This is a genomic window from Williamsia maris (assembly GCF_024171815.1).
Classification (GTDB): domain Bacteria; phylum Actinomycetota; class Actinomycetes; order Mycobacteriales; family Mycobacteriaceae; genus Williamsia_A; species Williamsia_A maris.
Genome location: NZ_JAMTCJ010000004.1, coordinates 894,564 through 910,798 on the forward strand (window position 1 = coordinate 894,564; position 16,235 = coordinate 910,798).

The window sequence follows — 16,235 nt, forward strand, 5'->3', positions numbered from 1 at the left end:
ATCGCCTCGACTACCGTGACTCCGGTGACCACCACCAAGCGACTCGAGCCCGGCGACCGGGCACCTGCGTTCACCCTCCCCGACGCCGACGGCAACCCCGTGTCGCTGAGCGACTACGCCGGCAAGCAGGTCATCGTGTACTTCTACCCGGCCGCGTCGACACCGGGCTGTACCAAGCAGGCCTGCGACTTCCGCGACAACCTGGCCGAGCTCGACGGAGCGGGCATCGCGGTTCTCGGGGTGTCGCCCGACAAGCCCGCGAAGCTGGCGAAGTTCCGCGACGCCGAGGGCCTCACCTTCCCGCTGCTCTCGGACCCGGAGAAGACCGTGCTCACCGAGTGGGCCGCGTTCGGCGAGAAGACGATGTACGGCAAGACGGTCACCGGTGTCATCCGATCGACCTTCCTCGTCGACACCGACGGCACCATCGCCGTCGCGCAGTACAACGTGCGGGCGACCGGCCACGTCGCGAAGCTCCGTCGCGACCTCTCGGTCTGATCCGACGTCGTCGAAGTCGATGGCAGCCACGAGCGACACCCAGCGCGGCGCGCACGCACGTCGCCTGTCGTCGCCCGAACCGCTGGTACCGCGCAAACGGCCCACGCAGGAACGCAGCCGACGCAAGTTCGACGCGATGCTCACCGAGGCCAGGGAGCTGCTCATCGAGGTCGGGTTCGAGTCGCTGACGTGTGAGGAGATCGCCGCCCGCGCCGATGTCCCCATCGGCACGCTCTATCAGTACTTCGCGAACAAATACGTCATCGTCTGCGAACTCGATCGGCAGGACGCGGCGGGCGTGCAGAACGCCGTCGCCGCGTTCGGGGCCGAGATCCCGTCGCTGGACTGGCCGCGACTGCTGGAGAAGTTCATCGACCACCTCGCGCGCCTGTGGCAGGACGACACGTCGCGTCGGGCGGTGTGGCTCGCCGTCCAGTCGACGCCGGCCACCCGTGCCACCGCCACGGTGCACGAGCGCGCCCTGGCCGAGCAGGTCGCACGGATCATCGCACCGCTCACCCCGAGTCAGCGCCCGCGCCGGGCGATGATGTCGGAGGTGTTGGTGCACACCGTCTATTCGCTGCTCAGCTTCTCGGTCCAGGAGGGGCAGAACCACCCCGAGACCGTCGCCGAACTCAAGCGGATGATGGGCGGCTACCTCATGCTCGAGGACACCGACCACCTCGGCTCACACTGACTCAGCCGGCCGCGGGTGCGTCCTCGAGGATCGCGACCGCGGCGGCGATCGCCCCGTCATGCGTCAACGAGATGTGCACGGTGGCGTCGCGCAGGTGCTCACCGATCTCACCGGCCAACCGGATCGCCGGCCGACCCCAGGTGTCGGTGACGACCTCGATGTCGCTGTGGCGGATCAGGGGCAGGGCGGGTGAGCGGGCGAACCGGCTGACCGACCACGCCTTGATGACCGCCTCCTTCGCCGCCCAGCGGCCCGCGAGATGTCGTGCGTCCTCGGCCGTCCCCGATGCCGCGTCCCGCCGCTCGCCCACGGTGAACCGTTGCGCGAACGACGTTCCCGGCACCTTGAGCTGATCGGCGAACTCGGGGATCGACACGACGTCGATGCCCACACCGATCACGCTCACGTGGAGGGCACCGAGGCGTCGGCGGACACGGCGGGGTAGCTGCCCGCGTCGTCGAGTCGTGCGGCGGGATCGAGCAGCAGTGCGGCCTCACGCTCGGTGTCGGTGTTGCTCTCCCCGAGACGGCGGTTCGGCGGGCGCTGGTAGAGCGGCGCTCCCCCGCACATCGCCTCGAGCATCCGCTGGTTGCCCAGACGTGCACGGTCGGCGGCAGCCTTCCGGTAGGTCTCGCGCGCCGCCGGATCGAGTGCCTGCACAAAGGCTTCCGGGTGTACGACCGCGATGAGACCCGACACGTGGCCGAACCCGAGGCTGGTCAGCAGTCCCGCCTTGAGCGGGAATCGCGAACCCAGTCGCAGCGGCTCGGTGACCCACACCAGGTGCTCGTGGGAGGCCATCACCTCGTCGACGCAGTCCAGACTGCGGTTGGGCGGGATGACCCCGTCGCGCAGCATCTGGCACAGCCCGATGAGCTGGAACGCGGCCGCGCCACCCTTGGAGTGTCCGGTCAGCGACTTCTGCGAGACGACGAACAGCGGTGCCCCGTCGTTGCGACCCAGCGCGCCGGCGAGACGCTCGTGCAGATCGGCCTCGTTGGGGTCGTTGGCCTTGGTCGAGGTGTCGTGCTTGGAGACCAGCGCGACGTCGTCGGCGCTGACTCCCAGGGCGGACAGCGACCGGGCGAGACCCGAATCCTGCTTGCCACGTGCCGCACCCAACGCACCGATACCCGGCGCGGGGATCGACGTGTGCACGCCGTCGCCGAAGCTCTGCGCCCAGGCGACCACTCCGAGGACCGGCAACCCCATCTCGGCGGCCACGTCACCACGGGCCAGCAGCACGGTGCCACCGCCCTGGGACTCGACGAAACCACCGCGGCGACGGTCGTTGGCACGGGAGAACCGGCGCGGATCGATCCCGCGCGCAGCCATCTTCGCCGAGTCGGCCGTGGCAGACATGTCGCCGAAGCCCACGATCCCCTCGATGCCGAGGTCGTCGAAACCACCGGCCACGGCGAACAGCGCCTTGCCGAGCTTGATCTTGTCGACGCCCTCCTCCACCGAGACCGCGGCGGTCGCACAGGCCGCGACCGGATGGATCATCGCGCCGTAGCTGCCGATGTAGGACTGCACGACGTGCGCGGCGATCACGTTCGGGAGCGCTTCCTGCAGGATGTCGTTCGCCTTGGACTCGCCGAGGAGCGTGTCGATGTACAGCGAGCGCATCGACTCCATGCCGCCCATGCCGGTGCCCTGGGTGTTGGCCACCAGACCGGGGTGCACCCAGCGCATCAGTTCCGACGGCTCGAAGCCCGAGGACAGGAACGCGTCCACCGTGGCGACGAGGTTCCACAGCCCGACCCGGTCGACGGACTCGGCCATGTCGGCCGAGATCCCCCAGCGGGTGGGGTCGAATCCGGTCGGGATCTGCCCACCGACGGTGCGGGTGAGTTCGAAACGACGCGGCACCCGGATCTCGGTGCCTGCACGACGGGTCACCTGCCAGTCACCGGTCTCGGCGTTGGCGACGATGCGCGTCTTCTCCGGATCGGCGGCGGCGAAGGCACGGGCCTCGTCCTCCGAGGTCACCGAGAACGACAGGTCCTCGTCGAGGAAGACCGACTGCAGCAGCGGGGCCGAGTTGTCGACCATGGCGCCGGCGTCGTCGTAGCGACGGATGCCGCAGCGTTCGACGACCGCGTCGTGGTACCGATCGGCGATCTCGCTCTCGGCCACCGGGTCACCGGACTCGGAGTCGTACCACCCCGGCTTCGGGGTCTCCTCCCAGAGAATCAGACCGGTGTTCCAGGCCAGCTCGAGAACGCCTGCCGCCGAGAGCTTCTCGTCGACCTCCATCTCGAAACGGGTGCGTGCGCTGCCGTACGGCCCCAGCTCGCCGGTGCCGACGATGACCACGAGGTCCTCGGGCGCGACGTCGAGCGCGGGCCAGGACGGCACCGTGGCGGCGGACGGTCGTGCCGGGAACGGCAGTGCCGCGACGGTGGCCTGAGCGGCCGGCTCGTCGAGGTCGGACGTCGCGGTCTCGGATGCGACCGCGGCGAGCGCCTTGAGATCCAGCGTCGCCGGATCGAGGCCCGTCGTGAAGTCGGCGTCGACCGGCCGGACACGGGCATCCGCCCGCATCTGTGCCGAGCACAGACCCAGCAGTTCGTCGGCCATCTCCTCGGTGGTCCAGGTCCGGACACCGGCGGCCTCCACGGCGGCGACCATGCCGTCGTTGTGGCCCATGAGACCGGTTCCGCGAACCCACCCGATCAGGGCGTGCGCCAGGGTGACCGTGCTGTTCCACGAGTCCTCGGCACCCCATCGGGTCACGAGGGCGTCGAGGGCGGCCTTGCTCTCGCCGTAGGCGCCGTCGCCGCCGAACATCCCGCGGTTGGGCGATCCGGGCAGGACCACGTGCAGTCGTGCCTCGAGATCGTGGTCGGCCGCGATGGATCCGAGGCCCGCGATCAGCCGTTCGACCGACCACAGCAGGACCTTCATCTCCAGCTCGGCGCGACCGCCCGCGTCGGTGAGGTCGCCGGCGACCCGCGGAGCGGCGAACGGGAACAGCAGGGTGGGCTTGAGGGCCGGCTTCACGACACCGGTGGTGCCGCCGAGGTTCTCGGTCTGTTCGCCGCCGATCCACTCGACGAGGTCGTCGACGTCGGTGTACGAGCTCATGTTCGCCGAGGCGAGCCAGAGCGACGCACCGGCACGGGCGTTCTCGCGGTACAGCTTCTTGAAGAACGCGATACGGGTGTCGTCGAGCCGCGAGCTGGTCGCGATGACCGTGGCCCCGCCGGCGAGCAGACGTCCGGCGACCGCGGCCGCGATGGACCCGGCGCTCGCACCGGTGACCACGGCGATCTCGGACTCCCAGATCCCGCGGGCGGGATCCTGCGCCGCGTGGGCGATGGCCTCGTAGGTTCGGGCGTGCACCGGGTGGCCGGCGGCCAATGCCTTGCCCTGCCACCAGGTCGCGTGATGGGCGACGGTGTCGCCCGCACCGGCGAAGCGCGGGGCGACATGGTCGAAACGATCGTGCAGATCGTGCTCGTCCTCCACCCAGATCCGGGCGAGATCCTCACGGGCGGTGGCCCATCGGTCGTCGACCAGGACCGTACGACGCTCGTCGAACGCCGGGGCCACGGTGCGGAACCAGTCGGCGCCGAGTTCGGCGCTGACACGGTCCACCACGGCCTGGGTGTCGTCGGACTCCTCGGTCGCGATGCCCGCGACCTCGTCGTCGAGACCCAGCTTGGTCAGGATCACGCGGGCGGCGCTGGCGAGTGCACCGGTGCGGCCGGTGAACTGCTCGGTCAGCTCGCCGAGTGCGGCCACGTCGACCGTTCCACCGGAGGCACCCTCGGCCGCCGGCTTCGACACCGGCACACCGCGTTCGGCGCCCACCGCGGAGACCGCGGCGTCGATGAGTGCGTCGAGTCCGTCGGCGTTGCTCACCGGGGCACTCAACAGACCACCGAGGTCTCCCCCGCGGACGCTGACCCCCTCGCGGCTTCCGAGTGCGACGGCAACGGTGGTGTGCAGGACCCACCCGGAGTCGAGCTGCCACACCGACGACAGCCGGTCACCGATGTAGGACGGGCGCTTGTTGACCGGACCGAACACCTTGCGGATCTGGTCGTTGATCGCGTCGGTCAGCACCGCACCGAACGGCTTGTAGCCGCGGGCGAGGCTGTTGACCGTGGACGCCAGCGCCGCCATGTCGGCCTCGGCGGCGCCGTCGATCGCACCGAGTCCGAGCTCACCGCCGATGTCGAGCAGCAACTGGTTGCGTCGTGAGGAGACCCCGTCGCACAGCGCCTCGATGGTGTCGGCGGCACCGATCTGATCGGTACGCATCTTGGTCCACAGCGCGATCACCGATCGCACGGCGTCGGCGGGCGCGAACGCGAGGTCGTCGGGTCGCGGACCACCCGCGGGTGCGGCGGCGACGGCCGGAGTCGGTGTCGCGGCAACGGGCTCGGCGGCCGGCGTCTCGGTCGCGGTGGCGGTGTCCTCGGGCTCGTCGATCTCGACGTCGGCATCCTGCGCGAGGACGACCAGGCTGTCGCGTTCGAGGTTGAGCACCTGCACCGCCGAGCGGGCGTAACCGTCCAGCTTCAGCGTGTTGGCCGCGAGACCGGACAGCGTGGGTGCCGATTTCACACCGATCTCGACGAACCGCTCGATGCCGATGCCCCCGAGATCCGGGGTGGCGAAGAGCAGCTCCTGGGTCTCGATCCAGCGGACCGGGCTGGCGAACTGCCATGCGAGGAGCTCGATCAGGACGATGCGCGCCAGGCGACCGGGGTCGGCGGCGACGGTGTCCCAGTCGGCGAGCACGGCGTCGAGCGGATCCGACGGGACGAGCTCGGCGATCTCGGCGACGAACTCGCGCTCGAGGCTGAACATGCGCGGGACAAGGTTGGGGATGTAGTGGCCGATGAGGATGGCCGGGTCGAACGACTCGGGCAGCAGCTCCTCGAGACGGTGACGGAACTCCGGGACGCCGTCGCGCAGGACGGTCGAGTGGAACGGGACGTCGATGCCGGGGATCAGGATGAACGCACGCTTGCCGCCGACGAGCGCACGGCGCCGGTCGATCTCGGCCTCGAGGTGTTCGAGTCCGCGGACGGTGCCCGCGATGGCGTACTGCGAACCCAACAGGTTGAGGTTGACGACCTCGAGGAACTCCCCCGACGCCGTGCCGACGAAGGTGACGAAGTCGGCGACCTCGGCGTCGGCCAGCTCGAACTGGCTGGGCCGGATGGCCGCGAGCCGATAGTTGCTGCGGCCCAGCTCGTCACGCGGGACGAGATGATGCATGGCCTCGCCGCGCTGGAACACGACCTCGAGGACGGCCTCGAGCGGGAGCACGCCGGCACACGCGGCGAGCGCGTTGTACTCGCCGACGGAGTGCCCGCAGGTGATGGCGTTCTCGACGAAGCCGCCGGACTCCTTGAGCTCGGCGATCTGCGCGACACCGAGGACGGCCATGGCGACCTGGGTGAACTGGGTGAGGAACAGGACGCCGTCGGGATGCTGGTAAGTGGTGCCCCGTGCGACCAGGGTCGTCGGGTTGTCCCGGACCACGGCGAGGATCGAGAAGCCCAGCGCCGAGCGGGTGTGCTTGTCGGCGCGGTCCCAGATCTCCCGGGCGGCCTTGGAGCGCGAGCGGGCGTCGAGACCCATGCCCTTGCTCTGGATGCCCTGGCCCGGGAAGGCGTAGACGGTGCGCGGTGCGGCCAGTCGGCCCGTCGCGGTCATGACCAGGCGATCACCGACCTTGCAGGTCACCTCCACGACCTCACAGCCGTGGTCGAGTCCCACACGATCGGCGCGCACGGTGATCTCGTCGCCGGTGCGGACCATGCCCATGAAGCGGGTGGTCCAGCCCAGGATCGGGCGCGGAGCCGGGATCGGGTTCTTCGCGTCGGTCGCGGTGACCACGTGCTGCGCGGCCGCCGAGAGCCACATGCCGTGCACGATCGGCTCGCCGAGACCCGCGAGGCGGGCGGCGCGGGAGTCGGTGTGGATCGGGTTGCGGTCACCGGAGACCAGCGCGAACCCGTGCATCCGGGTCGGGGCGGTGATGGTCGTCTGGCGGATGAGCTTGCGGGTGGCGTCGGTCTCGTCGGCGATGGCTCCACCGGCACGCACGGGGTCGGCCAGCGCTCCGTCTCCGAGTCGCCCGCGGATCGCGAAACGCTCGGCCAGGGTGGCGATGTGGGTGCCGTCGACGTCGGTGATCGTGACGTCGACCTCCACGACGCGTCCGAGATCGGTGTCGTGGACGGCGCCGAGGGTCGCGGTGATGGACAGTTCGGTGTCGGTCCGCGGGAGCAGGCCGTCCACCGCGATGGCGTGGTCGAGGTGGACCAGGTCGAGCAACCCCTCGACCGCCGGGGTGCCGTCCGCGGTCTGCGCGGCACCGATGACGCTGAACACGCTGGGCCAGCACAGCCCGACGAGGGTGTCCGGGATGGCGAAGCCGGTCGTGCCGGCCGGGATGGTGGCGCTCAGACGCTCCGGCAGCGTGTAGGCGGTGACCGCGGAGTGATCGGCGGCGAGGTCCGCGGTCCAGGTCGCGGAGCTGGTGGCGACACCGTCGACGACCTGCGCCAGCGATCCGCCTGCGGCGACGGCCAGGATCGACCGCATCGCGTCGGACGCGGCGTCGAGGGTGACCCTCGGCGATCCGCCGTCGACGATGCTCGCGTCGATCGTCATGGCGATGGACACCGAGGAGGCCGCGATGGGGATGGTCGCGACGACGGTGTCGCCGTCGCGTTCGAGGACCGATCCGGTCGGCTCGTGCTCGGCACGGTCGGCGTGCGGCAGGGTCCAGGCGTCCCGGTCGCCGAGGAGCGCGATCGGGTTGGGCACGATGCGATCGGCCCACAGGACCGAGTCGGATTCGATGACGTCGACGAGGACGCCGGAGCCGGCGACGAGTCCGGCGCGTCGGCGGCCGGTGACCTCGACGGGCTCGACACCACGGGCGGTCAGGTCGGTGACGACCTGCGCCTCGAAGCGGTCCAGGAGATCGCCGACCGGCTCGTCGACGCGCGTGATGCCTGCGACGGCGACGGGTCCGGGGATGATGCAGACCTCGTCGGCGCTGTACCGCGCGTCATGTGCCTGCCACAGCGAATCGCTGCGCCACCACCGGCGGACGTCCTTGTCGACGACGGGCACGAAGTTGACCGGCTTGCCGGGGGTCTTGCAGAGGCCGAGGAAGAAGGCGACGTCGGCGGGATGCAGGGTGTCGGAGTCGATCTCGGGGTAGACGCCACCCAGTGCGTCGATGGCGGCGTGCGCGTTGTCGGTGGACGACGTCGCACCGAACAGGGTGACGATCTCGCCACGGTCGGCGGGGTTCATCCGGGCCTCGGTGCGCTGCAACATCTCGGCGAAACGCTCGCGCCAGGTGATGTCGGCCCACTGTGCCTCGACACCGGCGTCGGCGCCCACGGCGAGATCGGCGTAGCGGGTGAGCCACCGGCGGTAGGTCATGGTGGTGACGTCGCCGAAGTACGGCTTGGCGGTGACATCGAGTGCGGCGATGATCTCGTCGCGGCGGTCGGCCACGGCGTCACCGTCGCCGGCGACCTCGTCGAGCAGACGGCCACACCGCGAGGCGGCGTTGTCGATCTCGTGGATGTCGGCGCCCAGTTGGCTACGGCCCGAGGCCATTCCGTCGCTGGAGTACCCCGCACCGATCCAGGCGTCGCATCCGGGGGTGTCGACGAGCAGCTGCTTGACGTCGGGCGACGTGGTCGCCTCGAGGACCGCCATGGTGACGGTTCCCAGCAGGATCCCGTCGACCGGCATCGTCGGGTAGCCGTGCGCATGCGCCCAGGTCCCGGTCAGGTACTCGCTGGCCCGCTCGGGGGTGCCGATGCCGCCACCGACACAGATGACCGCGTTGGGCCGTGCGCGCAGCTCGGCGTACGTCGCGAGGAGCAGATCGTCGAGGTCCTCCCACGAGTGGTGCCCACCCGCGCGACCGCCCTCGATGTGAACGATGATCGCGTGCCCGGGGACCTCGGCGGCGATGCGGACGACGGAGCGGATCTGCTCGACGGTGCCCGGCTTGAACGCGACGTGGGAGATCCCGGCCTCGGCCAGTTCCTCGACCAGCGCGACCGCGTCCTCGAGTTCGGGCAGGCCTGCGGAGACGACGACACCGTCGATGGGGGCGCCTGCGGCGCGGGCCTTCTGCACGAGGCGCTTTCCGCCCAGCTGCAGCTTCCACAGGTAGGGGTCGAGGAACAGCGCGTTGAACTGCGCCTGACGACCGGGCTCGAGCAGCTCGGTCAGTCGCGCGACGTTGTCGGCGAAGATCGCCTCGGTGACCTGTCCGCCGCCGGCGAGCTCGGCCCAGTGTCCGGCGTTGGCGGCTGCGGCGACGATGGCCGGGTCGACGGTGGTCGGCGTCATGCCTGCCAGCAACATCGGTGAACGACCGGTCAACCGGGTGAAGGAGGTCTCCACGACCTGACGGCCGGTGGGCAGCGTGGCCAGGGTCGGGGCGTACTGGGTCCAGGGACGCTGGACCTCGGGGATGCCGCCGGGGGCGAACAGGTTCCGCTGGCCCCCGCGCAGGCTGGCGGAGATGCAGCCGACGCCGCGACCGCGCAGCACCGGCACCGACAGCCGCGTCGCGACGTCACCGGGACCGAGGTCGAGCAACCACGCGGCGCCCTTCTCGGCGACACCGTCGAGCGCTGCCACCCAGTCGACCGGGGCGACGAGGACGGCGTCGGCCCGCGCGATCGCCCAGGAGACGTCGAGGCCACAGCGACCGGCCCACTCGCCCACCAGGTCGCGGGCCTTGCTCAGACCCTCGTGGTGGAAGGCGATGCCGACGGCCAGCGGATCGAAGACCGGCGCGAACGGGGCGCCGCCCATGACCTTGTCCTTGCGGGCGGCGGTCTCCGTCGCGGCGACGGTGTCACAGAACTGCTCGAACGCGCGCAGGTGACGCGGCGATCCGGACAGGACGACCGACCGGCGGCCGTTGCGGATGCCGACGACCGGCGCGTTGTCCAGGTCGGGTCCGCGCAGCGAGGAGCGGAACTCGGCGACGAGGTCGTCGATCCGTGCGGGGTCGACGTTGGTGATCGAGAGCATCGGGGTGCCGTCGGCGGTCGGGACCAGCCCGGCGCGACGTCCCACGACGGCACCGGCTGCGCCGATGAGGTGCGCGAGCGCGAGGAGCGCACCGTCGCCACCGGTGGAGTTCTCCGCATCGTCGGTGACCGCGTCGATGGCGAGGACGCCCTGGGAGTGTCCGACGATGGCGGTCGGCGCGAGCTCGGACGTGTCGAGGCCCTGCTTGCGCAGTGCTGCGATCGCGGCGAGCTGGGTCAGCAGGATGCCGGGTACCGACTGGGCGGCGCTCTGCAGGGTCAGCGCGGTGGGCACCGGCTCGTCGGCGCCCAGGGCGTGCACCCAGGTGAGCGGATGGAAACCGTCGGGCCGACCGGCGACCAGGTCGTCGGCCACCGGTGCGAGCAGACGCTCGGCGGCGTCCACGATCTGCGCGATGCTCCGGTCGAGTTCGGCGTCGACCACCAGTTCGGCCAGCGCCGGCAACCACGGGACACCCTGTCCGCCGAAGCTGATCGCGTACGGGTCACCGTCGCGGAGACGCTGGATCAGGGTGTCGTCGGGACGGCGTGCCGCCGCGGAATCGCCGGGGCCACTGCGGAACTGATGGACGGTCACTGAATGGGTCTCCTCGTGGTGGCAGCCGAACTGGCTGGGTGCACTGGTGTGGTCGTGATGTGAACATCGGTGGCGTCATCGCCATCGGAGGTGGTGGGGGTCGCCGGGAAGCACGACCCGGCGTCGGGGCGGTCACGGCGTCATCGACGACGCTCGTCCACTCCCGGCGGCCGCAGCTCATCGGTGAGCGGGTCGAGTTCGGTTGTCGCGCAATGATCGTCCGGGTCGAGTCGGGGGTACTCGCCTGACGCCTCATCTCTTGGCAACTCACACATGTTCGCACACGAAAATGAGGGATCCCTCATGTTCTGTGGTGACCCGTGGGTATACCCGCCAGTAACCCCGCGGGTAACAAGTGGGCCGCTCCGGCGGGTCATCCGTTCGAGGGAACGAACCGCACGTCAGGGTCGGTTTTCCGCTCGCCATCGAGCGATGGGACAACGTCCACGGTTCGTTATCGAATCGTTACAACGGTTCGTGGCGCCGTGCCGCGCGTCGCGAGGGGTGAACGCTTCGTAGGGTGTCGGACATGAGCGACTGTGTGTTCTGCGCCATCGTCACCGGTTCCGCACCGGCCCGGATCGTCTACTCAGACGAGCACGTCGTCGCGTTCCTCGACATCCGGCCGGTGCGTCCGGGGCACACCCTGGTGATCCCGCGAGACCACATTCCGGATCTGGCCGGGGTCAGCAGCGATGTGGGCGCTCGACTGTTCGACGGCGCCCGCACGGTGGGGGCGGCGTTGCGGGCGTCGAGCATCGCCGCCGACGGCGTGAACGTGATGATCAACGACGGCCGCGCGGCGTTCCAGACCGTGTTCCACACCCACGTCCACGTGGTCCCCCGGCACACCGGTGACCGCATCACCCTCGCGAAGGGATTGGTCGTCCGCCGGGATCCCGATGCCGACGCGACCGCGGACGCGATCCGGGACGTCATCGCACCGACCTGATCCGCCGACCGTGCCGAAACGACGTGCCCACCGTGCCGTCACCGCACACGCGGCACGATCGACGGGCGGTTTCGGCCCGCTCGGAGGGTCGTTTCGGCCCGCTCGGCGGCGGGGTCAGTCGTTGCCGGAGAGATCGATCGGCGCCCATTCGGCGACCGGGGCCGCCACCAGATCGGCGTCCACCGACTCCGGGCTCACGCCGCGTACGGCGAGTTCACGCCACAGTCCGTCGAGCGCGCGGTCGGCGTCGAGGAGGTACTCCGACTCCCGCACCCGCCAGAACCGCCATCCGCATCGACGCAGTTCGCGCTCACGCTCCATGTCGGCGCGGGCCTGCTCGGGCGTGGAGGTGAACTCGTCGCCGTCGCACTCGACGGCCAACCGCGCATCGGATCCGGTGACCACGAGGTCGATGACCCGGTTGTTCACCGACACCTTGGGGTTGACGTGGAAGCCGCGGGCGGCGACGTCGAGGAAGATCTGCTGTTCGAAGATGCTCTCGAACGGCTCGCACCGTTCGGCGACACCGACGTCGGTCGGCATCGGCGCCACCAGCGCACCCTGCGTGCGCTCCATGTACGACAGCAGTGAGAACCGCAGGTCGTTGGCCTTGAGGTCGTCCGAGGACACCGAGTGGAACAGCCACAGCTGCTCCATCGCGCGCGACGCGGCGACGTTGAACCGACGCTGCGACTCACTTCGGGTGAGCGACACCGGGTTACGGTCCCGTGAGACGACCATCGACAGGAACACCACGTGGCGTTCGTCGCCCTGGAAGTCCGGCGGGGTGCCGATGCGCAGTGCGCGATCGTGCCACTCCTCGTCGTCGAGGGCGGAGCGGAGCAACTGGTTGATCAGGTCGACCTGCCGCTGCCCCTGCAGGACCACGACACCGAACGTCATCCCCGCGTAGGCGGGGTCGGCCGCACAGCGCACCACCTCGTCGACGAGGGCCTGCGCCTCGACGCCGTTGGTGAGTGCGGAACTGTCACCCGAGGCCACGGCATCGGGAACGAAGACCGTGCGCAGGGGCGGCAGTCGGTCGGCGCCGAACTGACGCACGGGCACCAGCGGCGAATCGGGATAGAACTGCCGCGACGAGTACTCGATGATCTCGGGCATCGACCGGAAGTGCTCACGCAGCCGGACCACGTGACCGAACCGGGTGCGCAGCATCGAGAACAGGCTCGACCGCGGAGTGAGGCTGTCGCGCATGTACTGCGGGATGTCGGGGAGGTAGGTGTCGAGTTTGGCGAAGACGTCGTCGAGGCCTGCACCGGCGAAACCACCTGGCGCACACTGACGGTCGTCACCCACCACGATCACGCGGGGTGCCAGCCACAGCAGGAACAGGCTGGTGATGTCGGCCTGGGACGCCTCGTCGACGATCACCACGTCGAAGGAGTTCTGCTCCGGCGCGATCGACGAGAGCACCTGCGAGATCGGCATGATCCACGCCGGCACCGCGCCCTGCGCCTGATCCATCGCCGAGCGGGCGGCGCGCCGGAAACGTTCGGCGTGCTTGCCCGAGCCCTTGCCGAGGTTGGTGATGTGGTCGCGGTAGGACTGCAGTGCCTGCACCTGCGACACCGTCATGTGCTCCAGGCACTCCCGCCACGCGCAGGCCGCGGCCAGTCCGGCGGTGAAGTGCGCGATGTCGGCCTCGACAGCGTCGAGGTCGGACTCCAGGCGCGACTCCCGGCCCGGGTCGCTACGGTTCTCGGCCCACGCGTAGGCGCGCCGCCACGACCAGGCCTCGGTCAGCTCCCGCAGGCGGGCATCCCAGACCTGTTCGGCGGCGGTGTCACGGAGGACCCGGTGCAGTTCGGGGGCCTTCTGCTTCAGGCGCAGTTCGAGCAGGTCCAACGAGCCCTGCTGATCACGTTGTGCGCGAGCCTTGTTCCACTCACGACGCGCCTCCTTGACCGCGACCGCGTCCGCGGCGACGAGGCCGGCCAACAGCGCCTCGCCCTCGGCCGAGGGGCCGGCGTCGACCTCGGCGGCCAACGTCCGCGCGCACTCGTCGAGCTCGCGGCGGGCCAGGACACCGTCATTCGTCGCGGCGATGGCCCCGGTCTGTTCGGCGACGTCGGCGACCTCGTCGACGCTCTTCGGGCGCGGTCCGCCGGGGCTGATCGACTCGAGTTGCCGCACGAGCGCGTCACGGCCGGTGAGCAGTTCCGAGATCCACCCGAGCTGGTCGTCGAGACGCACCAACTGGTTGAGCTGCGAGGATCGCGAACCGGTGGTGTCGACCGGGACGTCGACGTCGGCCAAGATGGTCTGTACCCGGGCCACGGCCTCGAGAACGGCGAGGTGATCGGCCACGAGCTGCAACGATTCCGCGTCTCGGGGTTCGCGACCGTCGACGGTCGCGGTCGCACCCGAGGTCTCGACGGCGCGCTGCTGCGGGGACTTGCGGAACCGTCCGCGCCACACTCCGTCAGACCGGAGGTACTGCGCTGCTTCGGAATACACCGACGCCGTGCCCTGGCCGGCTCCGTCGACGACCACGTCGCGGGTACCGATACCGGCGTCGTGGCGGGTGGCCTCGTCGATGATCGCCGAGATCTGGGTGATCCGGTTCCACAGGTACGCCGCCTCGCCGGACAGGAGGCGCTGCGCCATCTGCTGCATGTGCGGCTCGAACGTCCGCACCTCGCGGACGGCGCCGCCGAGGTGGTCACACTGGTTCTTGATCGAGAGCAGCCGCGCGCTGTCGACGTCGGCGAGGATCGCGAGCAGTGATCCGTTGCCGGTCATCTTCTCGGTGGGCTGTTCGGAGATACGCGCACAGATGCGGTCGATCTCCACCGAGTCGGGGAGAAAGTTGTCGAGGTCGGGCAGACGCTGACCGAGCCGGCTGGCCCACGTGTCGTCGCGCTCGCGCAACAGGGTCAGCAGACGTTCCATCTCGTCACCGTCGAGCGGGGGCAGCGCCGACTCCAGGGGGCCGGGCAGCCAGTCGTATCGCGACTCCACCTCACGGCAGGCACGCACGATCTGGGCGGCGGTCCCGCTGTAACCGGCGGCGACCCACTCGTGCTTCTCGGTCTCCGACTCGCGCAGTTGCCAGATCTCGCGCAGCGTCTGCTCCCGCTTGGCCCGCGCCTGGTCCCGCTTGGACCGGAGGTTCTTGATCTCCGAGGTCACCACGCGCGACTGGAAGGTCCCCTTGCGGGCGGCGATCGACCCGACGCTCTCCACCAACGAGGTCGAGCCGTCCTTGGTGACGTCGGTGATCGCGACTGCGAGTTCGCGCAACTCCGGCGGCAGCTTGTCGCGAAGAACCTGCAACGCCTGGGCCTTCTCACTGACCACGAGGACGCGTTGTCCCTTGGCCAGCAGGGCCGACATCAGGTTGGCGATGGTGTGGGTCTTGCCGGTACCCGGCGGACCCTCGACGACGACACCGCTGTCGAGTCCGAGCTGGGCCAGGATGTCGCGCTGTTCGACGTTGGACGGCAGCGGGTAGAGCGCATCCTCGACGAGTTCACCCGCCGACATCGCCCCGGCCGACGCCAACCGCTCCACGCGCTCGGCGGATTCGATCGGCTCGACGAGCTGGGCCAGACCGATCGGGATGTCGACCGTCTCGTCGCGCAGCGCCGTGATCATCGCCTCGTAGTAGCTGAGGACGGCACCCGAACCGCGGTTGCGCAGGATCAGCGCGGGACGTGGTTCCACCGACACCGACGACGGGTCGGACGGGACCTCCGACGTCCACCGCGTGAGGATGTCGGCCACCGGTGCGGCGAGCGCCGACGGCTGGCTGCCCAGCGCCTCGGCGATCGCCGACGACCGACCGAGGTCGAAACCGCCCATGCCGGTGAGGAGATGACTGTCCTGCAGTTCGGGGACCGAGTCGCCCGCGAGACCGATGGTGATGACGCCGGTCGAGTGATCGTGTTCGGCGACGACGGCCTGGGTGACGAGATGCTCGTTGACCGAGGTGGCACCGTCGGCCGACGTCACGGTCAGCAATCCGGTCCCGATGACCAGCTCGAGTGACTCGGGCCGCTCGGCGAGGTCGTCGAGCATGCGCGCGACCTGCGCGAACGCCGTCGCGGCAGTACCCGTGGCGGTGAGCTCGACACATCGCTCCCCCGGTGTCGCCTTGGTCCGTACCGGGGCGCCGAGATCGTCGCCCAACCAGACGATCGCCTCGTGGTCGTCGACGTGTCGGACCACCGTGGATCGCGCCCGGATCAGCTCGTGCAGGAACTGCAGGAGTCGTAACACCCGGGCGCGACGGTCGTCGCCGGACATCGGTTCGGTCATCAGGTCCTTTTCACCCACACGATCGCCGGTCGAGGGTTCGGCGTGCTCTGCACGTATACCTCAGGTCGACACGCGACCTGTGTGAGAAGAACGCTACCCGGTCGGGCGGTGACCATCACATTCATGGGTGATCACACTATTGGACAACCCGGCCGGGGTGTG

General features: G+C 69.9%; 6 protein-coding genes. 3 read left to right on the forward strand and 3 right to left on the reverse strand.

Translation table 11 applies throughout. The features are described 5' to 3' along the window. Positions 1-24: 24 nt before the first annotated feature. Positions 25-498, forward strand: coding sequence for a thioredoxin-dependent thiol peroxidase (gene bcp / locus LX13_RS22840; protein ID WP_253663559.1), 474 nt, complete (start codon positions 25-27; stop codon positions 496-498). A 19-nt stretch (positions 499-517) separates the two neighbouring features. Continuing rightward, entirely contained in the window at positions 518-1,195 is a 678-nt protein-coding gene (locus LX13_RS22845; RefSeq protein WP_253663560.1) for a TetR/AcrR family transcriptional regulator, read from the forward strand. 1 nt (position 1,196) lies between these two features. On the opposite strand, the gene acpS is transcribed toward LX13_RS22845, so the two are convergent. Both acpS and LX13_RS22855 read right to left on the reverse strand, forming a co-directional pair. Further along, positions 1,197-1,601 (reverse strand): holo-ACP synthase AcpS, encoded by a 405-nt coding sequence (gene acpS, locus LX13_RS22850; protein WP_253663561.1) that lies wholly within the window; start codon positions 1,599-1,601, stop codon positions 1,197-1,199. Continuing rightward, positions 1,598-10,840, reverse strand: a complete 9,243-nt coding sequence (locus LX13_RS22855; RefSeq protein ID WP_253663562.1) for a type I polyketide synthase — start codon at positions 10,838-10,840, stop codon at positions 1,598-1,600. Before LX13_RS22855 ends, acpS begins: the two co-directional genes overlap by 4 nt. Before the next feature lie 529 nt (positions 10,841-11,369). Here LX13_RS22855 and LX13_RS22860 point away from each other — a divergent pair. Beyond that, positions 11,370-11,792: an HIT family protein gene (locus tag LX13_RS22860; RefSeq protein WP_253663563.1), complete on the forward strand. Its 423-nt coding sequence runs from the start codon at positions 11,370-11,372 to the stop codon at positions 11,790-11,792. A gap of 114 nt (positions 11,793-11,906) precedes the next feature. Here the strand turns inward: LX13_RS22860 and LX13_RS22865 are convergent, their stop codons facing one another. Beyond that, positions 11,907-16,073 (reverse strand): PDDEXK-like endonuclease domain-containing protein, encoded by a 4,167-nt coding sequence (locus LX13_RS22865; protein WP_253663564.1) that lies wholly within the window; start codon positions 16,071-16,073, stop codon positions 11,907-11,909. Positions 16,074-16,235: the final 162 nt, after the last annotated feature.